The sequence below is a fragment of the uncultured Ruegeria sp. genome, from assembly GCF_947489545.1.
Lineage (GTDB): Bacteria > Pseudomonadota > Alphaproteobacteria > Rhodobacterales > Rhodobacteraceae > Ruegeria.
Window position 1 is genome coordinate 38,411 of the sequence record NZ_CANLDZ010000015.1, and the last position, 18,001, is coordinate 56,411.

The 18,001-nt window shown below is 56.4% G+C and carries 20 protein-coding genes; 1 reads left to right on the top strand and 19 read right to left on the bottom strand.

The window, feature by feature from the left end; all coding sequences use genetic code 11:
* Positions 1 to 325 precede the first annotated feature (325 nt).
* Complete coding sequence (locus tag Q1B13_RS18385) at positions 326 to 1,450, bottom strand: hypothetical protein (RefSeq protein WP_299082950.1); 1,125 nt, start codon at positions 1,448 to 1,450, stop codon at positions 326 to 328.
* A gap of 169 nt (positions 1,451 to 1,619) precedes the next feature.
* On the opposite strand from Q1B13_RS18385, the gene Q1B13_RS18390 reads away from it, so the two are divergent.
* Positions 1,620 to 2,726 (top strand): STING domain-containing protein, encoded by a 1,107-nt coding sequence (locus Q1B13_RS18390; RefSeq protein ID WP_299800178.1) that lies wholly within the window; start codon positions 1,620 to 1,622, stop codon positions 2,724 to 2,726.
* A gap of 25 nt (positions 2,727 to 2,751) precedes the next feature.
* Here the strand turns inward: Q1B13_RS18390 and Q1B13_RS18395 are convergent, their stop codons facing one another.
* The 18 genes from Q1B13_RS18395 to Q1B13_RS18480 form a co-directional block, all read right to left on the bottom strand.
* Complete coding sequence (locus Q1B13_RS18395) at positions 2,752 to 3,177, bottom strand: hypothetical protein (protein ID WP_299082948.1); 426 nt, start codon at positions 3,175 to 3,177, stop codon at positions 2,752 to 2,754.
* 375 nt (positions 3,178 to 3,552) lie between these two features.
* Positions 3,553 to 3,876, bottom strand: a complete 324-nt coding sequence (locus tag Q1B13_RS18400) for a hypothetical protein (RefSeq protein WP_299082947.1) — start codon at positions 3,874 to 3,876, stop codon at positions 3,553 to 3,555.
* Between the two features lie 31 nt (positions 3,877 to 3,907).
* On the bottom strand, positions 3,908 to 5,884 hold the full coding sequence (locus tag Q1B13_RS18405) for a type IV secretory system conjugative DNA transfer family protein (RefSeq protein ID WP_299082946.1): 1,977 nt from the start codon (positions 5,882 to 5,884) through the stop codon (positions 3,908 to 3,910).
* A gap of 267 nt (positions 5,885 to 6,151) precedes the next feature.
* A complete protein-coding gene (locus tag Q1B13_RS18410; RefSeq protein ID WP_298937197.1) occupies positions 6,152 to 6,565 on the bottom strand; it encodes a helix-turn-helix transcriptional regulator in 414 nt (137 codons plus the stop codon).
* 106 nt (positions 6,566 to 6,671) lie between these two features.
* Entirely contained in the window at positions 6,672 to 6,884 is a 213-nt protein-coding gene (locus Q1B13_RS18415; protein ID WP_299082945.1) for a hypothetical protein, read from the bottom strand.
* 203 nt (positions 6,885 to 7,087) lie between these two features.
* Positions 7,088 to 7,453 (bottom strand): hypothetical protein, encoded by a 366-nt coding sequence (locus Q1B13_RS18420; protein ID WP_298937199.1) that lies wholly within the window; start codon positions 7,451 to 7,453, stop codon positions 7,088 to 7,090.
* Positions 7,447 to 8,208: a hypothetical protein gene (locus Q1B13_RS18425; RefSeq protein WP_299082944.1), complete on the bottom strand. Its 762-nt coding sequence runs from the start codon at positions 8,206 to 8,208 to the stop codon at positions 7,447 to 7,449. The genes Q1B13_RS18420 and Q1B13_RS18425 overlap by 7 nt, the downstream gene beginning before the upstream one ends.
* The gene (locus tag Q1B13_RS18430; RefSeq protein ID WP_299082943.1) at positions 8,205 to 9,356 is read right to left on the bottom strand and encodes a hypothetical protein; all 1,152 of its coding nucleotides are present in this window, start codon (positions 9,354 to 9,356) and stop codon (positions 8,205 to 8,207) included. The genes Q1B13_RS18425 and Q1B13_RS18430 overlap by 4 nt, the downstream gene beginning before the upstream one ends.
* Before the next feature lie 5 nt (positions 9,357 to 9,361).
* Positions 9,362 to 10,084 carry a hypothetical protein gene (locus tag Q1B13_RS18435; RefSeq protein WP_299082941.1) on the bottom strand — a complete coding sequence of 241 codons (723 nt, stop codon included), beginning with the start codon at positions 10,082 to 10,084 and terminating at the stop codon, positions 9,362 to 9,364.
* Complete coding sequence (locus Q1B13_RS18440; protein WP_299082940.1) at positions 10,081 to 11,442, bottom strand: hypothetical protein; 1,362 nt, start codon at positions 11,440 to 11,442, stop codon at positions 10,081 to 10,083. Before Q1B13_RS18440 ends, Q1B13_RS18435 begins: the two co-directional genes overlap by 4 nt.
* The gene (locus Q1B13_RS18445; RefSeq protein WP_299082939.1) at positions 11,439 to 11,981 is read right to left on the bottom strand and encodes a thermonuclease family protein; all 543 of its coding nucleotides are present in this window, start codon (positions 11,979 to 11,981) and stop codon (positions 11,439 to 11,441) included. The genes Q1B13_RS18440 and Q1B13_RS18445 overlap by 4 nt, the downstream gene beginning before the upstream one ends.
* Positions 11,978 to 13,150, bottom strand: coding sequence for a TrbI/VirB10 family protein (locus Q1B13_RS18450; protein WP_299082938.1), 1,173 nt, complete (start codon positions 13,148 to 13,150; stop codon positions 11,978 to 11,980). Before Q1B13_RS18450 ends, Q1B13_RS18445 begins: the two co-directional genes overlap by 4 nt.
* 2 nt (positions 13,151 to 13,152) lie before the next feature.
* The gene (locus tag Q1B13_RS18455) at positions 13,153 to 13,848 is read right to left on the bottom strand and encodes a VirB8/TrbF family protein (RefSeq protein ID WP_298937206.1); all 696 of its coding nucleotides are present in this window, start codon (positions 13,846 to 13,848) and stop codon (positions 13,153 to 13,155) included.
* On the bottom strand, positions 13,845 to 15,089 hold the full coding sequence (locus Q1B13_RS18460; RefSeq protein ID WP_299082937.1) for a type IV secretion system protein: 1,245 nt from the start codon (positions 15,087 to 15,089) through the stop codon (positions 13,845 to 13,847). The genes Q1B13_RS18455 and Q1B13_RS18460 overlap by 4 nt, the downstream gene beginning before the upstream one ends.
* Complete coding sequence (locus Q1B13_RS18465; RefSeq protein WP_299082936.1) at positions 15,079 to 16,416, bottom strand: DUF1173 family protein; 1,338 nt, start codon at positions 16,414 to 16,416, stop codon at positions 15,079 to 15,081. Before Q1B13_RS18465 ends, Q1B13_RS18460 begins: the two co-directional genes overlap by 11 nt.
* Complete coding sequence (locus Q1B13_RS18470) at positions 16,413 to 16,766, bottom strand: hypothetical protein (RefSeq protein ID WP_299082935.1); 354 nt, start codon at positions 16,764 to 16,766, stop codon at positions 16,413 to 16,415. The genes Q1B13_RS18465 and Q1B13_RS18470 overlap by 4 nt, the downstream gene beginning before the upstream one ends.
* Positions 16,756 to 17,157 carry a hypothetical protein gene (locus tag Q1B13_RS18475; protein ID WP_299082933.1) on the bottom strand — a complete coding sequence of 134 codons (402 nt, stop codon included), beginning with the start codon at positions 17,155 to 17,157 and terminating at the stop codon, positions 16,756 to 16,758. The genes Q1B13_RS18470 and Q1B13_RS18475 overlap by 11 nt, the downstream gene beginning before the upstream one ends.
* On the bottom strand, positions 17,154 to 17,972 hold the full coding sequence (locus Q1B13_RS18480) for a hypothetical protein (protein WP_299082932.1): 819 nt from the start codon (positions 17,970 to 17,972) through the stop codon (positions 17,154 to 17,156). Before Q1B13_RS18480 ends, Q1B13_RS18475 begins: the two co-directional genes overlap by 4 nt.
* Positions 17,973 to 18,001: the final 29 nt, after the last annotated feature.

Below are 18,001 nucleotides of genomic sequence, written 5' to 3' on the forward strand. Positions count from 1 at the left end.
GATTTTAGTACGTACAGTTTTTTAACTGGTTTTCGAGGGGGTTGTGAGTGCGGCGTGTCGCCCCGCGTTTCCTAGGCAATCGTTACAACAACTTGATAAAGTTGCCGCAACGTCAACTAGCGACGACGCATGTTTCTAGCAAATCCGACACAATTTCAGCCTGTGAGCCGTATAACTTATGAGAGCGGCGCGCTCTGAATTGGGGTTCACGATTTCAACGAGGGGGTACGAGTTTGGCGCGTCGCACCTCCCCGAAGAAAAACTAGGCTTCGCTGTCGATCAATCGTTCCAGCTCGCGTGCAGCGCGTTGGGTCAATGCTGGTCCTTATAATGAAAATCTGCTCTCAGAGTGAGTGATGACAAACTCTCGTGTTTCAAAGTAAGCCAGCTCCTCCATGCGGCGCAATATATCGTCAGCGGCTTGGTCTCCGTTCGGCATGGATGGTGTTTGGAATTCTTTTTCTAGTCTTGAACACCCTGCTGCATAAATTCGATTTCTTGTTAGGTCTTGCGGTAAGTGAAGACCTTCCTCAAGCGATTTTAGGGCGACAACAACCAATGCCGCAACACTAGCTGCGAAAGCGAAAGTCTGAGAAAATGGTGCATCTTGAGCCATGATGATAGTCAGCAGAACAGCTATTAACTGGAGCACCAGCAACAACAGCGTTGCCATAAACTCGAGATTGTTGACACCCCGCGCACGGTCTGCGATTGAACCGCGCAGAGACAATCCTGATCCACTTTTTTTAAGCTGATGGAGCGCGTAGCCGCGTTGATGCTTAAACCTTAACTCTAATAACGCCTCTCTAAGCTGTTCAAGCGCATTGTCGTTAGGAGATTCTTCTAGCCCCAACACTCTTTCAGCGAGAAAGCATTCGGACAGCTCCGCGTCATCCAGAACAGATTGCATGTAACCATTCTCTCTCAGGCGTTTGATCGTGCGTTCAAGCTGTTTGCTACGAGCACTCAGGAGAGCTTGGCGCACAGAATATGAATCCGTCGCAATTGCATGGGCGTTGAGCATAATGAACTGAAAATGAAATTGGCGAAGGCGCTCGGCTCGCAACCTGTTTGAAAGCCAAACGTCTCTGTTTTTTCCAAAAAGGATACCTTTTCCGAACACTAGCGCCAAAAAGAGTAGCGCTAGCGTTATCCAGGAGAAAATGTCATCCGTTTCTAGTCCAACTATCCTGTGAGACGAGAAATCGAACACTGTATTGGCAGTTGCGAGTATCAGGCCTGTCAAAGCAAGCAAAATAGCGATAATCCCGAAAACTCGGACTCGATACTTCAGTCTTTTTGCTGCGTTTTCAGATTCGTCGAACGCTGACACCAGTTCGGGCCAGATTAAGAACTGGCTGACCAGAGGGAACTGACTTTCAAAGTATGGGTGATCCACTTCGGGTTCGGTACCAATGTCTGTGTTGTACCTCGCTTCTGTCTTGCTCACCATCGTCCCCTTCAAAACATGTGTTGATATGAAAAAGTGCGTTAGATTAGTATCATATATATAGAAAAAGTAGTTTTCAGCGGAAGAGTATCGCGCCAAAGCAACAAAAATAGTCAGTTTGTAGGAGACAATTGTGCGTCAGGAGCTTCGAGTATTTGTATTGGGACGAATGGACCCGCGTGGAATATATGACAGCGAGAATACGCAGTTTGTTCACAGAAACAATACGACCCAAATCGCAAGAATAGTTGAAGGCGCAAGCAAGAATCTCGTTGACTTAGGTCATCTTGACAATGCTAACGACATCGTCCCAGTTACCCCGGACGAGGCCGTTAGGGGTGATATCGTCGCGGCAGTACTAAACGGTATCGAGAGTTCGGACGTGGTGGTAGTGGATGTCAGTGACGAGAGTGCCAGCGTTATCTATGAACTCGGCGCGGTTAACGCACTGGGTATACCATACATCTTAGTGACTAGCGGAGACACACTGCCCTTTTACCTTCTTCAACAAAGAGCAATTTTGAACTTCAACTTCAAAGATGACTTTGACAAAGAGGACGCAGCGCACCTTGAGCTTCGGAATCGTCTGCTAGCAAACTACAATAGCCCAGATGGAATTGAGTTTAGTGAGAGCAGCTTCTCTCAATATTTTTCCGGGTTGCCCATTGTCAATATTTCCGGGCCCGCGAGCATAGCTCTTGGCTATTTTATGAACTGCGTCACGCGTTTTTCCGACCCTTCGACGGGCTTCCTCTCGAAAAGGGTAAAGATTGCTCGCGACCGGGCAGATGGCGAAACAGAGATCAACAAAACTCGACTAAAAGCTTACGTCGTCATTGTTCCTGACATAATAGCGCACAGGGACTTCAAGAATGCTCGGATGGATTTGGAAGATGAGCTGGAAAAAGTCGGGCTAAACCTTATGAGTGCTTCAATTTTGGAACTTGATACTGAGGCAGCGGCCCAGAAACTTGGATTTGGGGCGCTAATAGTTCAGGAGTTTCCAAGTATTGTCGTGGATATCCCGAGAACCGTATACGCTCTTGCCAACGTTCCTCGCGTAAAGATTGCCAAGGACAACGAGCTCAAATTCAAGGTGCCTTCTGGCAGAAGGCGGCTACTGCGTCGTCTGATCCGAGAGTTCGTTGCTATTCTCGAATGGAAAATTCAAACCGAGGCCAACGGAAGAGATGGCCCATGGGACAAGATCCACTTTGTCCAGCAATCGAAAGCCCCGCAATTCCTGAAGGCACTGACGGAAGACAACGCGGAGTAGGAACGCGACGCGCTGCCTGGATTTTTTACTTTGGATGAGTGGCGACCAATTTTCTGATTTCGTAGAAGCTATCAAATCTGCCGTGAGATTGATCCAAAAATGAGTTTGTCATAAGGATACCTCTTTCTTCAAAAAACATTCTAAGAAGACGTGTTACCTCATCAAACCGCTTCGTGACACAGTCTCTATTTAGTCCAACCGTGTCATCGTGAAGCTGTGGATAAATGTTTTTGAATCTCCATTGGTTTAAAGAGAACAGATTAGGAAAGTTCTCCCAAATGTACTCGAGTGCTTCATAGCCCAAGCGTTCATCATTCTCGGCAATTCTGAAATCAGAAACTTCTACGCAACCAAAAAGAGTATCGGGGTTAACCACCCTCACGAAGAAGAGCTTTGAATTTGGATGTGTCAACTGAAGTGAAAACTCATCTCTACGGACGGATAGTTTCATGACTGACTCACATAGGTGTCGGTTGGGGCTTTTGAGCACTTGTGGCGTGAAAGGTGCGTTCTAGGGTTGTTAGAATTGACCTTATGCGGGTGCATTGACTTCATCAACTAGTGTAGGCCCTGATGGCCCAAAGTCGAGGCCTATAGGGTATGACTACAGCTGCGCGTATGTACCTGGGGGATCAGCGGTTACGACGAGAGCAAACAAGTTAGACGTGTCGCAATCCAACGATTTACTAGTGCCGTTGAGCAGCCTCATCTGACTGGTCCGAGTTGATTGTTAGTGCATCATCGGCCTGTGATCCACCGGGATGATGGTTTCAGGTGCTGGCGAGCGAAGGTATCGCCAAAGCCAAGATCGCCCGCGATCTTGGGATTATCGGGTACCTCCTGTCCGAGTTGCCTGCTTGGTTATTTGGTCGAATTGTAACTGCCAATTAAGAGCCAAAGCTGCACCGCCACCGGTTTTGATGCGGCGCAGCGCCTCGGCAATGCCTATTACTGATACGGACCTGGCCGGGTCTTTCCGGGTCTTGCCCCAGGCAGACAAAATGCTCAAGAGCACCTCAGCTCGATCAGTATCTCCGTGGCTGACCGCGGACACCAGCATCATCCAGGCGCGGTGAGACTGGTTGTTTTCGGCAAACCGAAGCCAGGCGGCCTGCGGGATGGTCAGTTCTGCCATATTGTTTTTCGTCATCTGAAAACCTCCACTATCAATTCAAAGCGGTCTAGATTTTCCTTGGTTTCTGAGACGGTTCCTTTTGTGCAGGTCCCTCCCGGGTTTCGTATTCAGATTTATCGAACAGATCGAAGGTTTCCCGTTCAGTACTTTTTGATTGCGGGCTGCTCTGCATTTCTTCCTGGCGGTTTCTGGTCCGCTGTTCGTGGCGATGATTGTTATTGTCGGGCGCATTACCGGCGTCGCGGCTGTCATTGCTTTCGAAGTTTTGAGTGCTTTCATTCTCGTGTGGTTTGGATGTTTTTGCTGCGTCCTTGACTTTTTGGCGGTCTTCTTCCAGCTCCGCCGCAATTTCGCTGAATGACTTCACCTTGTCTTTCATATCGGCCCGGGTGAAGTAAATCGCCTTGCTTGCCAGGATTGGAGGAAGGTCGCGGGTCAGGATCAGGGCCCCGTGTCGGGGAATTTTTGCGAGCTCGCTTTCCGACAGTAAGGGAATTTCCTTGAGTTGTTCGTGGGCTCCTTCGCCAACTGTCCCGGTGAACATCTGATACTTGGCCGATGAAGTCGAACTTGTCTCGGTTTTGATCGCAATTGTGTCCTTACCGAGCATGGCCGCTACACTTCGGGCTCTGTCCGGATCGCTGATCGCTCCCATAATGCGAGCATCCACTGTGTCTTCCCACGCTTTGGCGGAGTCCCGGCCCCAGATTTTTTCCATTTGGCCCCAGGTTTGATAAATCATCATGAGATGCAGGCCGATCGCGCGACCCTCATCACGCACGGTTTCCAGCAAATCCATGTTGCCGAACCCCTTGGCCTCATCGAGAATGAACAATCGGCGAACACGCGGTCGCTCCGGTTGCTCAGTCAATTGTGCTGCCGTCAGGAACGATGCCAGGAGCAACCTGACCATTGGGCTGAAGTTGTTCATCGTGGCCGTGGGCATATTCAAAAAAATATCGGTCTTGGGGTCCAGCGCCAGACGGTGCTTGGTGCTGTCTGGCGGCTCCAACAGAAATCCCCGCACATCTGAAAACTGGCTGAAAGAGAATTTGTTGAGCACTCCGGAAATCAGTCCGGGATATCCCTCGTCACTCTCACTGTGCAGGGCATCCATTGGAATCTGCACATAGGATTCATGGGTGCTGGCAGCAATTTGGTCTGCTCCCCTGAGAACCTCTCTTTTTGGTTGTGAAAGGAAGCGCGCGATTTCGAGAGAGATGTTCTGGGAATTTTGTTCCAGGAAGTAATGTATCAGGGCGGTCAACAGGTTGACGGATTTTTCCCGCCAGTAGATCGAGTTTTCTGTCGCGCCAGGACCCTGCGGTATCAAGGTCTTGGCCAACGCATAGAATACCGAGGGATGGCCATCGAGGAGAGGTGACAGCATCCGAAACGGATCAAGCCCATCCGTCGCGGAAATCTTCATTGGATTAAACCCCATTTGGCGACGTGAATCGGCCGTTTGGGCATAAAGTGTCAGTTTAGGATCGTTGGCAAAGAGGGCATCCTGGTACGTGAGCGCAGTAGGGACCACGAGGCCGGATGTTTTGTAGCCACCGGGTTCCGAGAAAACAATGATTTGCCCATTACCATCCGTAGGTAACATCGTAAGAAGTGGCCCCTTGCCCTGCCTGCCCCAAGTATATGGATCATCGGGTTTGAACGCGTTGAACCCGCCAATTTCCACGGGTGTCATTTCTCCCAGAACAATGCCACCAGGTGCGTTGAGACTCTGCGCCGCTTCACTAGGAGTGGCCCATCGGGCACGTTGGATTTTGGCGCCGCCCTTGGATGTTCCCCGCGTTAGAAAGGGATCCTTGCGTGTCGTAAATTTCCGAAACATTCCCCCGACCCCCCAGCACATCCCCAGGAATGCAATAATCGTCAGGGCCAGCAGCAGAAGCTCAACGGGGTAGAGTCCACCGGAATTGGTCAGGAGGCGCAGCGACGAGTTCCAGAGCGGTTGCCACAACAGCCCGATGGCTTGAGGGGAGTTGTCGGATGGAGGTGCGACCCCCAACAACCACCCTGCCCCGATGCTGAGGGCCCCGAACCGGACTTGCCGCCAACTCAGAGTGTCATAGGTCAGGGCAGCCATACCGCCGAGCAGAAGTACAGGTCCCAAAAATGACCACAGCAGGAATCTTGTGTTGTAGGGTTGGTACCCCATAAACAAAATCGGCAGGCTGAACATGAAGATCACGCACCCCACGGCCGCAACATAGATTGATAAAATATGGGTTCTTTCCTGGGTTTCTCGAGTTATCATGGCATCACCTTTTTTTGTTCAGTTTGCGCCTGCCAGATCAGTCATTTGGGCCATGTCCTTTACGAGCTCGAGCAGCAACTTGCGCTGGCTCTCGGGCATGCCGTACCAGGCAGTTAGCAGTGCAAAAGTTTCGTGCCGCGCGAACAGGTCATCGCTGACCCGCTTATCGCCTGGGTTCAATCCCTTGAAAAAGTAGCTGACAGGAACATCCAGAGCCTTGGTGATGCTCCATAGCCGGGAAGCGGATATACGATTATGCCCGTTCTCGTATTTCTGGATCTGCTGGAAATTTACCCCGACCATTCGGCCAAGCGCACCCTGGCTGATGCCAACCTGTTGCCGTTTCTGGTGCAGACGTTCACCTACATGAACATCCACGGGCCGTGCCCTTCGCGCCGTTCCCGATTGACCGTCTTTTGATGTGTGTTTCATTTGCTCTCTTTCTTTGTCGTTCCCCGGGCTTGGGTAGAAATTCAGAGGTTGCATTAGTGACTCCGGGGCTGTGCGTTCCCTTGTCGGAACAAACCTGTATTCCGCGTCACCTCAGAAACTCGGCCAGGAGAACCTTGTTTTGGGCGACGATGTTTGCCTTGGTGTGGGTGTCCAGAAACTTTTCGAGTTCCTGTTTGACCCAGCCAAAGTCTTCCGGTCTGTGCTCCATCTGGGCGATCAGAAACGACCCGAGCAGAATCTTGCGCCGTGTGTCATCTTTACGCTGTTGCTTGCTGAGGGTTGATTTCATGTCGTTCATGGCTTCCTCCAATCCTCTGAGTTGCGAGATTCGGATGGAGTCTTTGAGCAGGGCCCCGAGCATTTTCCGCAACTGGGGCGTGGTGATCTTCAAATCAAAGTACCCAGCCCGCTGGGCTTCCCGAAGAAGCCGCCTCTCCTCACGTTGACGGACGCGGGCAATCTCGGCCTTGTATTCGGCGGGACTGGATGGCCTTGGTTTTCTCACAGGTGCCAATGCCTCCAATATCCGCGAACCTGATCCGGGTGGATGCGCCCGAGCAGGCTGGAATCGATCGAGCCCGGTACCTTCCCGGTTACCGTCAGGCTGCCGTCCTCATGCCGGTTGGTGATCTGCTTGATGATGCGTTGCCCGTCAGGACTGTCCGGGGAGCAAAGCCGGGGATAGAACGGCAGGCTGGAATGATCCGCGCGCAGGCAAAAGGTCACATAGGCAGCCTTTTCACGCTCAGCCCGAAGATAGAGACCCACTGGAGCCGAGGGAGACAGGTTACCGGTCAGCTGACCGGCCAAGACCGTCAGCCACAGCACGCCGAGCAAACCAAAAGAGGCTCCCAGGAGTTTCAGCATGGATCACCTGCTTCACCGAAGGCCGACAGATCAAGGCGGGCGTCCCGGTTGGTCCATGTATTGATCGGTCGGCTCTGTGCTGCGCCAACCGGGTATCCCTCTTGGGTCAGGGCCTGGCTGAACAGGCGCGGCAGAGCGTCATCCCTGACCTGATCGATCCAGATGCAGAAAGGTCCGTGTTTGAATGGCACATGTACCGCCAGAAACGTGGGTTGCAGGAGCCAGGCCTCAGACTGGGGGATATCAGGGTAGCGCGCCAGGAACGCCTCGACGACCTGACTGCCGTGACAAGGCTGCTTGTGGCGCAACATCAGACCCGCTTCCGCAAACAGCCGAATACGCTGGCTCAGCTCACGAGTCCCGATCGCCGTGCACGGATCCAACACCGTTGCAGGACAGAAAAAATGATCGAAGACCAGGGGGCGCGTTCCGGATGTGTCGGGATCGGTGATTTCGGAGGGTGCAGGCTGGTCCTGCGGGAGCGGTCGAACCGGGTATTCCACCCAGCACCCATTGGCTTCCGGTGCATAGAGAGTGTCACTGACAATCCGTTCCGGCGAGATGGCAAAACGGACCCGGAGATCCTTCAATTCGGTCGTTTCTGCGTTGCCCTGAAGGGCTGAGACCGAACCACTCCAGCCATCGCAGTCGTAGCTCAGCTGACGTTCAGGCGGCAGAAGTTTTTCCAGTCGATGACACAGCGCACTGCACAAGCAAGACAATCTGGTCCTGATTTTTGACCGGGACCTGTTCATTGCTTTGCTCTCCCCGCAGGCATCAGCACAAGCATTGTTTTCCGGGCTTCTGCATGAAACACGGGGACGGATATGAGCCGTTCGAACTGCGCCCCGATCTTGCGACGTAGGCGGCCAACGGGCAGCGGCTCGGTCCAGTGATCATTGGCGATGGTGACAATCGTCTGCGGGCGCAGCTGCAAAACCTCCGTCCAGCGCCAAAGACTGAAGGCCTCGAAACAGGCAATAAACGCTGGAGCCAGACTGGATTGCGACCCATCCATCAGCCAAACCCCTCCGGTCAATCCGGGAATACCTGTGCGCGCGGCATATGTGATCTCCGGGGTCGGGCAGGTCTTATCGCTGAATTCCCAGACCTGACCCTGCCCGGTTTCTGCATCCTGAACGCCAAGATAGACAGTGATATCGCGCGTCCGTACGCGTCGGCACCATCGGGCAACAGTACCCGCATCATCGGACCGGATAAGGTTCTCACCCGTGATATAGGACCTGCCTGACCTCATCCGGCGCTCAAGCGCATCGTTGTATCCATATTCCGTGACCGCATTGAGGTCCGCAATGTCGAGGGTTTGATAGCGTGGACCCTCCGTCATTTCCGGTCGTGAGAGCCCCGTCAGATCGTACCAAGTGTTGCCAAGTATGAGGACCAGCAGAAGGATGACTGCGCGGAGCCAGGCGCGCGAGGTGCCCTCAACCAGGATCACAATGAGGACCAGGGCAATTATCCCCTGAAGCCCTGTGCCCGGCAAAACCGTACCGGCCACGAGCAGCGGATTACCGGGGATGAAATGGACCGGCAGCAACAGGAAAGACGCCAGGCCCACCCCCATCCCTGTATAGAGGAGCGCTACAAGACACGTGCCCAGTATCCCCGCAAGGATCACGGCAGCTGCGGGATAGCCAAGGTTCCAGAGACCCCAACAGCTGATCGCCGCAACCCAGCCGAAATATCCCGCCACCCAGAGGAACCGGGTGATCCTGTCATTCGTGCAGATGGCAAAGGCGAAGGGCAATACCGCAACAGCAAAGCTCACGCCCGGAGCAAAATATCCGATGCAGACCAGGATGGCAGATACGGGCAGAACGAGGGATCGGCCCATGTGTCCGATGCCCATAGTTGTATCCCGCGAGCTTGCTGTGATGTCCATATTGGTTACTCCATCGCGTAAGGATCGATGACCCAGGTTTGTGGGGCGGTTCTGTTCTCCGCTGCCTGCGCGGTCTGGCGCATGGCGTTGCGGATCCGCACATAACGCGGCGTGGCGACCCGGGGGGTGGAGGTTTCCCCTGCGCCGCCGGTCTCCCGGGCGATTCGGGTGGATTTGGTACTGAAGGGCTGGCCGCTCAGCATGGCCAGTACATTCGCAGGCGTGGTGCGGGCCTTGTTGTCCGCAATTCCGTAATAGACCGACAGGCCTTTCTTTGGCCCGGACACCAGCGGCAGGGCAGCCCAGATTCCGGCGAGGCAATTGGCAAAGGCCGTGTTGCTGTGCGCACGGGCGGCGGCGCAATCATCGATCAGGTGTCGTGCCAGCCGGTCCTGCAGCGCTGCATTGAACAGGGTATCGCGCGTGATCCGGTGTCGACGGACAAGATCGTTCAGTGTCTTGTAGATGATCTGGTATCCACCGGCGGCCGTGGATTTGACACGGGCCTTTCTCAGGGCACTCTGCCAGGCCAACACCTCGCCCACGGTCATTGCGGTCAACCGTTTTGGAGGTGGGATGTGAATCCGGTGTTCATAGCGGTCATAGCTGCCTTCCGCTTCAAACCATCGGAGGAATGTCAGAAGGGTCGCATCGCTGTGTTCCGCCCTCACCGGACTTGCAGGCAGGATAAGCAGGACACAGAGGAAAAGGTTCCGGACAAAGCTCACAGACCAGGCCCTCCGGTCAGTTTGGTGATGGTGGTGGGCAGCTGCCAGCACAGAAGCACTATGATGATATCCACCATCAGCGTGAGCAACGCCGCGGTCTCACCTGGGCTGGACCCGCGCAGGGCCTGTGCCATCTCCAGCCCCAGGTGCATGATGATCATCAGCGTCAGCAGGCGCAGCCCGTTCCCCAACGTGCTGAAGATCAGCGCCCGGGGCGCATTGCGGGTCGCGGTGAACCCGCCTAAACCGGCCGCGAGCACACCAATGATCGTCCCGATGTAGAGCCGGGCATAGGCCAGCAATGCCAATGCCATGATGGCCCCTGTCAGCAAGACGATTATCAGCGACAGGGAAAAGACCAGCTGCGAACTATGAGACGGGAGGTTTCCGAAGCCTTCACTGAAGGAAAACACCAGCGTCGTCTTTGCTCTGGCGTAGGCCGAGAGGGATATACCCTTGCTGTTGGTGATGTCTTCCGCGAGAAGCGCGGCCACATTCGCCACCATGAACACAATGTCCGCGATATTGAGGATTACGAAACTCAACAAGCCGATCACCAGCATCCGGGAAACCAGGTCCTGCATCACCACGCCAAGCGACCGCCCGGTGATGGCAATACGGCCAAACGTCACCACGATATCCGCGATGGCGAGGGCATACAGCAGCCACAGGGCGGCCTCCTGTAACGGTTCCGCCATGGCTTCGCTGCCTTCCAGCATCCGTTCGATGATGTGGTCGAATTCAAAGCCCAGTCGGGTGCCGGCGCGGATAACCGTCGCTTCCATCTCGACATCTGCGACATCGAGGGAGCAGTCGAGAACACCCTGGTAAGAGGGTGCTGAGATGAGCGCGTGGTTGCCCGCATACCCCTCATAAACCGACAACCCCGCTTCCGGGCCCCCGATCTGCGGTAGGGCGGCCCAGATTCCGGCCACCCTGTTGGCGACCGCCGGCGAAGTTGTTCCATTGCGATATCCGGTGCTCCGCAATAGGTGCAGGCCAATCCGGTCTTGCGTGCGGGGGCTGTATATGTCGTCGACGGACACAACCCCCTGGTCGACCAGGTTGCTCAGTGTTCCCCGGATCACCTGGTAACGCCCGGCGGCACTGGAGACAGATGTCTTCGATGCCAGGCGCTGCCAATCGAGAACTTCCCCGACCGTCATCGTTGTGATCGGCCTGGGTGGCTGAACCGAAACCCTGGAATAGACCTGGTCATACCCTTTTGGAGCTTCGAGTGTTCCGATCAGCTCCAGCATTGTACGTTCGGTACAGGCCATGGCACCGACGGCAAAAAGCCATAACGGAAGAGCCAGTGCGACCCGAAGCAGAGGGAGAAGAAACGCGTTCTGGCTCATTTCTGCGCTGCCCTCCACTCCCATGGAGGTTGCATCGTGCCGATCCAGACACCGCGCCGATTTTCCCGGGCCCGGGCCTCGCTTGCGACATAGGTTGAAGAATACCGCCGGTAGGCCATGGCCCAGCCCCGGTTCACCATCCAGCGTCCCGCATCCCGTCCGTTCACCCGGCAGGTTGCTATAAAGCGCCCATACTGATCGTCCCCTGACACCTCGCAATCAACGGTCTTGCCCACCACCAGACGGCCAAGCGCGGCGCGGGCAACGTCACCACAGCGCCATTCCATGCCACTCGGCGTTATGCAGGGCTGATCCAGTTCCGGCGCATCGATCCCGGCAACGCGGATACGCTGACCGCGGACCACAAGCGTGTCCCCATCGATCACCCATGCGCTGCCCCGGATAGTTTTGCCCTCTTCCTGTTCTGCAAACAGAAACGACAGTCCCCTCACGAGATCGGGGGCAATACCCTGCCCTGCGAGCAGCAGGAAACCCACGATCCCCGCCACGATCAACAGGGGCCCGAGCAACCGCCTCATTGGGTGTACCCTTTGAGATAGAAATCCCGTTCGGTCTGGGCGTTGAGTATGGTTCCGGCCCGGACCGCGAATGTCGGGCCCTGGGACAGGGTGTCCCCGAAATATTGCTCCGACAAAGTGCCCACGGCGGTGCCCGTGGCAATGCGGGCGGCCTCAGCTATATCCGAATTGGTCGTGTCTTTGCGGCCGACATTCTGCGCGGTGCTGATCATGGCCGTTCCCAGGATGGCGGTGAAGAACCCAGTGCGACGGCGGCCCTTGATCCCGCTGGCCCCGTCTGCATCCACGCCCCCGGCTTGTTCGAGATCGAGCGCGACACCATTTGGAAACAGAATTCGCGTCCAGGTGATGAACAGGCGTCTCTGACCAGGACGCGTCTGGCTTGCATATGTTCCAACCAGCATGGATCCGCGCGGGATGACCACGTGCCCGGGCTCAAGTGTGCCATAAACATCATTGGTGATCGTGGCGCGGATCAGGCCTGGCAAGTCCGAGCGGATCTCGTCGACCAGAACCGCCGGGATGATCGATCCAGCCGCCAATAACACCTGCCCGGGCCGCTGCACGGAATAGCTGTCAATGCCCGAAGTGGGGGCAGCGAGCGCCCGTCCTGTTGCCACCGGATCCGCTGATACGTCCGCAGATACCGATGAAGGGAGCGAGACGGGGCTTGCAGGCACTGCCGGGGGTGCGCTCCCTGGTGGCAATGATTCATCCAGCGCGCTTTGTCCTGATCGCTTTGCACTGCGAATGCCGTCGATGGTGAACAGGCTTTTCCCGAGAGGGGCTGTCAGCGCAGCCTGCCGCCGCTCTTCCCTCAACTTCAGGGTTTCCGCAGCCTGTTCGGTGAGCACCGCGGGGAGCCGATCTGACCGCGGTTCGGGTGGCACTTCATTCTCTTGTACCTGTGGCAGGAGGTTGTCTTGCGTCGATGGTTCAGCGGCGCTTTCGTTGAATGCGTCCGCCGCACGTTCCAGTGCCGCTATTTCCCGTTCGATCTGCGCGCTCGTGCGCTGATCCGGACCGGCAGTCTCTTCCTTCGGGGTTCCACCGACCTGCTCCAGCACATAACGGCCGCCGAAATATAGACCGGCCACACCCAGACCGGCTATGACCGTTGTAACTAACACTGTGAGTGCGAGATTCTGAACGCTCGGGGATTGTGCCATGCTCAGCTTCCGCCCAGTTTCTGAATGTCGAAATGATCAACAATGATGCCGAGCGGGTTGACGGAGATGAGTTCCGGCGAGAGTTCGGCCGCGCGTTCAAGCACAAACGAGCCCTTGTAATGTCCGATCCCGAGCGTCTTGCCAGTGCTGCGCGCGCGTGTGGTCTCGCGCCATTCCACTTGCCACGTACTGCCCCGCTCATGGAGAACAGTGATGATCTCGACCGCGTTTGTGCGCGTCTTGATGGTTTCGAAAGGCGAATTGGCGCGTCCCTGCAACTTAATCCGCTGGGACGCAGCGCTGCCCGCGACCGTGTAGCTGAACATCCGGTTAAGATCGGCTCTGAGAACCGCTATATCGGCTGGGACAGAGCGCCACCGGGACACGAAATCCCCCAATTCCCGTTTGACCACCGGCGCCGGCCAATCGGAAACTGTTTTGGCTTCCGTTGTCGCAACGGCCCGGCCAAGCGCATCATAGGCGACAATATAAGGCACATGTTTCGACATCGCCGAAGCCCAGACGCCGAAACCCACACCGATCGTCATCAGGACGCCGTTGAACACTGCCATCATCCGCCATTGGCGAGCAGCCTGCGCGTGGCCGGCGAAGCGTTCATCCCAGTCCTGCCGCGCCCGGCGATAGCCCGCGTCAGGATCGGGGGCGGCACGAGTTTCTTTCTCCTGTTCCGAAGTCATGACTCGTTGCCTTTCGAGGAATTGGATGATCCCTGCAGGATGGACCTGACCTGATTGGCTAGTTTCACCGTATCATTGGCCATCTCACCCCGGATCGAACGGCCACGCGAAAAAGTAGAGCCAAGATATCGCCCGCCGGTACGCGCAGCCCCGGCTCCAGCGGCTTTCAGGGAAGCGCTCATTCCCGCACCACTGGCTGCGCTGCTCACACCCTTGGCCAGACCACTGGCAGCTGCGGCACCGCCAGCTGCTCCCACCCCGGCCGTTGCCATCGCGACGGGCACCATCGCGGCTGTCGCCATAGCACCTCCGGCAATGCTGGCTGCAGCAGAGGAACCAACGCCTCCTGCCAGGCTTTCCACGCGCGAAGGCAGGGTCAACATCAACAACAAGCAAATGACCTGCAGCATCATCACGGTAAACAGATTGCCAAGACCCCAGGACCGGGTGTCCCCACCCGCCACAGAGAGTGCCAGAGATCCGAACATGGAAAACACCAGCAACAGGGTCAGGATCGCGAGACCCTTGCCGATAACGGTGGTGATGTACCGAGTGGCCGCATCCTTTGCGACGTCGAGGCCGGCAAAGGCCAGCGTAATTAACCCAGCCAGCGCACCGATATAGAGTTCCGCAAAAACCAATATGATCATCGCGACCTGGATGCCTGTCATCACCAGCCACAGAACCGCGCAGATCGCATAGATCAGCCAGTACACCGACAGGGTCTTCGCCATCTCCAATGCTATTACGCCGCCATCTGAGAGGATTGAACTGACGCTGATATCATCAATGGGTGTCTCGGTTTCCGTGGCGCTTTGCGCCAGCTCGATTGCCAACCAGGCCACCATTTCGACGGCGTCTGCGATGTTGTTGATGACAAACAGCACAAAAACCACGAACAGAAGCCGGTAGATGAACCGAACCAGCAGTTCAGACAGAGATGAGTTTGAGATCACTGTCTTGCCGGTGTTGATCACCAGGTCCGCACCCAGTAGCGCAAACAGTAGGTATCTTGCCGCTTTCTGAATGCCCTCAGCATATCGCGTGAGGATCAGCTTCAGATCATCGAACACGGTATCCGCAGCCGTTGTATCTCCGGGTTCTGAAGGCGTTAGCGAGCCCCCTTCCGGAGGCACCATCGGTCCCATCGGTTGCGCCAGCACCAAATCCGGTGCGACCAGAAGGCAGGCCGCCAGCGCCGGCAGGACAACGACAGGAAAAGATAGCTTCTCAGATGGCATCGGAAGGTCCTCCTTCGTGAACTTTCGAGGTCTCGGACGGATTACGCGGGGATTTCTGGCCAGCGGTATTGGCAGTTTGGGGATGGTCAGGTGCCCCGCCCGGCAATCGTGATGGGTCACCAGGTGGGGTATTCCAGCGATCCGGAGGCAAATCGGGCATTGGGTCATGACTTGTCCATAGCCAGCTGGAATAGCGGCTCTCACTTGCCGTCCCGACAAGAGCCGCAACCGCCTCTGCTGAGTCGGGATCCTCGGCCACGTAAAGAGCCACCGGATCCACCGTGTCGAGCAGAACGGCCGAGGCAATCGGGGCATCGGACTTTAGATTGAACCGCAGCGATTTTTGAAACGCCCGCTTCTGATCGGTCAGTCGGGTGATCAGGTCCACGTCCCGCGTGTGTTCGAACGGAATCCAGTTGGATGTCACCAGCATCATTCCCATCTCCAGCAGGACCGGATACCGGGATTTGGATATGCTGAAACTGGCAATCATGATCGGATGACTGCCTTCGACAAATTCCGACAGATGAAGTCGCTCGGCAAACACGGTGTTGAACCGGCGGGCGATATCCTCATCGGCAAAGAAGGGGCAGCCCGGCGCGTGCTTGAAGACCAACTTTGCCCCCAAGGACGTTGGTTCATGCGTCTTGTATTCCGCGATCAGGAGACCGAGCGGTGCGGGACCGCCTTTGCCGGGCCGAAGGTGCGCAAAGAGAGCATTGCGCCGGGCGGCGATCTCGTCCTTGTGGTCAACCCGGAAATACTCGGGCACATAGAGAATGCGGGCAAGATCCTGTCCCTTAACGACCTTCCCCGCTGCGGCCCGCTCCAATGCGGAGTGGACTACGCCCCAGAAGCGTTTCCCGTTCATCGCCGGATACCACTTGCCCAGATCCGCTTCGTGCCAGAGATAATGCAACAAGCTGGTGATGGTCAGCTTGTACGGGGATTGCTTTACCTCGGTAGCTGGCTGGCCGGTCAGTTCCGGCATTGCCCGGGGTTTGCCTATTTTTTTCAGGGGAAAACCCAGCCGGATCGTGGTGGTCCCATCCTCGGGCGATTCCGTAATCGCAGAGCCCTGCACCTGGGCCAGACCAGACAGTTCGCCGGGGGGCAGATAAGATGTGCAGGCCGGAGCATGTTCGTGCCCGGTTTCTGGCATCCGCTTGACGATGAAACGGCCGTTCACCGCGGCTACGTACATCTTCGGATATGGCACCCGGCAGCGGCAGTCGACACGATCCCCTTTCCGGTGGGCGCGGGCCAGCGCGTCTTGACCTTCCGCGCTCTCAACGTTTAGCTCGATGTTTCCAAGATGGAGGGTCAAGGGCTTGGCCTCCTGACTGGGGGAACCCGCTTTCCCTTTGCATCGAGAGGTTCAGAGGGGAGGCGGTAGTCCTCCGGCAGCGATCGGCAATAGCGCATGTCCGACAATCCGTAACGGAGTAACAGCTCCTCAATGTCATCGACCGCCTTCAAGCGCTGCCAGCGACTTTCGGCGGTAACACGGTTGCGCCCAAGCTCTCCGGCGATAAAGGCGAAGCGCTTGCCCTGCCCCCGTTCGGTCACCAGGTAATAGTCGTCAGCCGAGGACCAAAGCGGGTCAAGGAGATCGGCAAAGCGCTCTTCGTCCGACACTGGTTTGCCGGGGGGAGCCCCAAAGTTATCAGGTTTCATTGGCACGGCCCTCCTGTTCCGGGGGATCACCGGCAAGGGTCACCTGATCGGCCCATTGGGGCGGCTGGCACACGGCCTCGAGCACCCAACCCACGAGGCTGGCATAAGCCACTTCACCCATCTCTGTTTTCCGACGGGAGAGGGACCGCGCGATGTCTGAAGGCGTCATGTCGAACTGCAGGAGCAGCGAGATCAGCACGCACATGTCCTGCATATGATATTCAAGGTCGCTGCCGGATTTGAAACCTTCGCAGTAGAACACCTCGCGGGGCTTCAGCGGCGAACTCGGTTGATATCCCACCGAGATAAAGGCCGTATGCCCCTGCGGCGTCTCAACACGCCGGGTCTCCGCCAGGCGGCGGTCCGGAAGGGGCTGACGGGTCCGGCTCATTTCCCGAGTTCCAGAATTTCGTTGATGGTGCGATGATTGTCGTTGGCCTCATAAGCTTCGATGCTTTCCTGGATCATCACTTCCCCCTCCCGCTGGGCGCTTTCCTTGCGGTCCAGATCATCCAGAACCCGGCCCCAGGCCACCGCGTTCTGCTGTGCCTGTGTTGCGGTGAGCGCGCGCAGGTCGACCATCTGACGGGCCGCGGATGACGACAGCTCGTTGGAAACCTGCAGGGCTTGCAGATGGCCTTGTACACCCGGGAATTGTCCATTGATCCGGTCCAGAAGCTTGGCCTCGGTTCCAATGTCCTCAAGGCTCAAACCAACCTGGCCCAACCCGGTCTTCAGTGCCCCATCCCAGGTATCGACCCATTTATCGTATCGCTCGGCCAACCGGGCGTCGGAAAGGGACTTTCCTTCGAAGAGCGGATCCTTGATGAGATCAGAACGGAGAAACTTGTCGAGATCTTTCCCGCTGGCCGCGATGGCCCGGGCTTCAGTCATCAGCGCATACAGATCCTGCACCGGCGCCATGGACTCATCCAGCAATGTATCGGGGATTTGTTCGAGGTTCTGCAGAATTGCCTCGTAGGTCTGGATCTGCGTCGCCAGTTGCTGGATCTGGTTGGATAAAGACTCCGCATTGGTTGCAAGGGTTTCACCTTCAAGACCGACGATGCTCGCCAGTTCAATATGGTTGAGCAGCTGGGTAAATTCGGTGGCCCCACCCGGCTGGGGGCCTGCGTGCAAGCTTGAAGGAGCCGAGAGCGCCAGGCCCGCGGTAATTGCAAGTACGGGTAGCGAAACAGAGGTCATGAGGGTTGACCTTCACTGCAAGGGCGGGC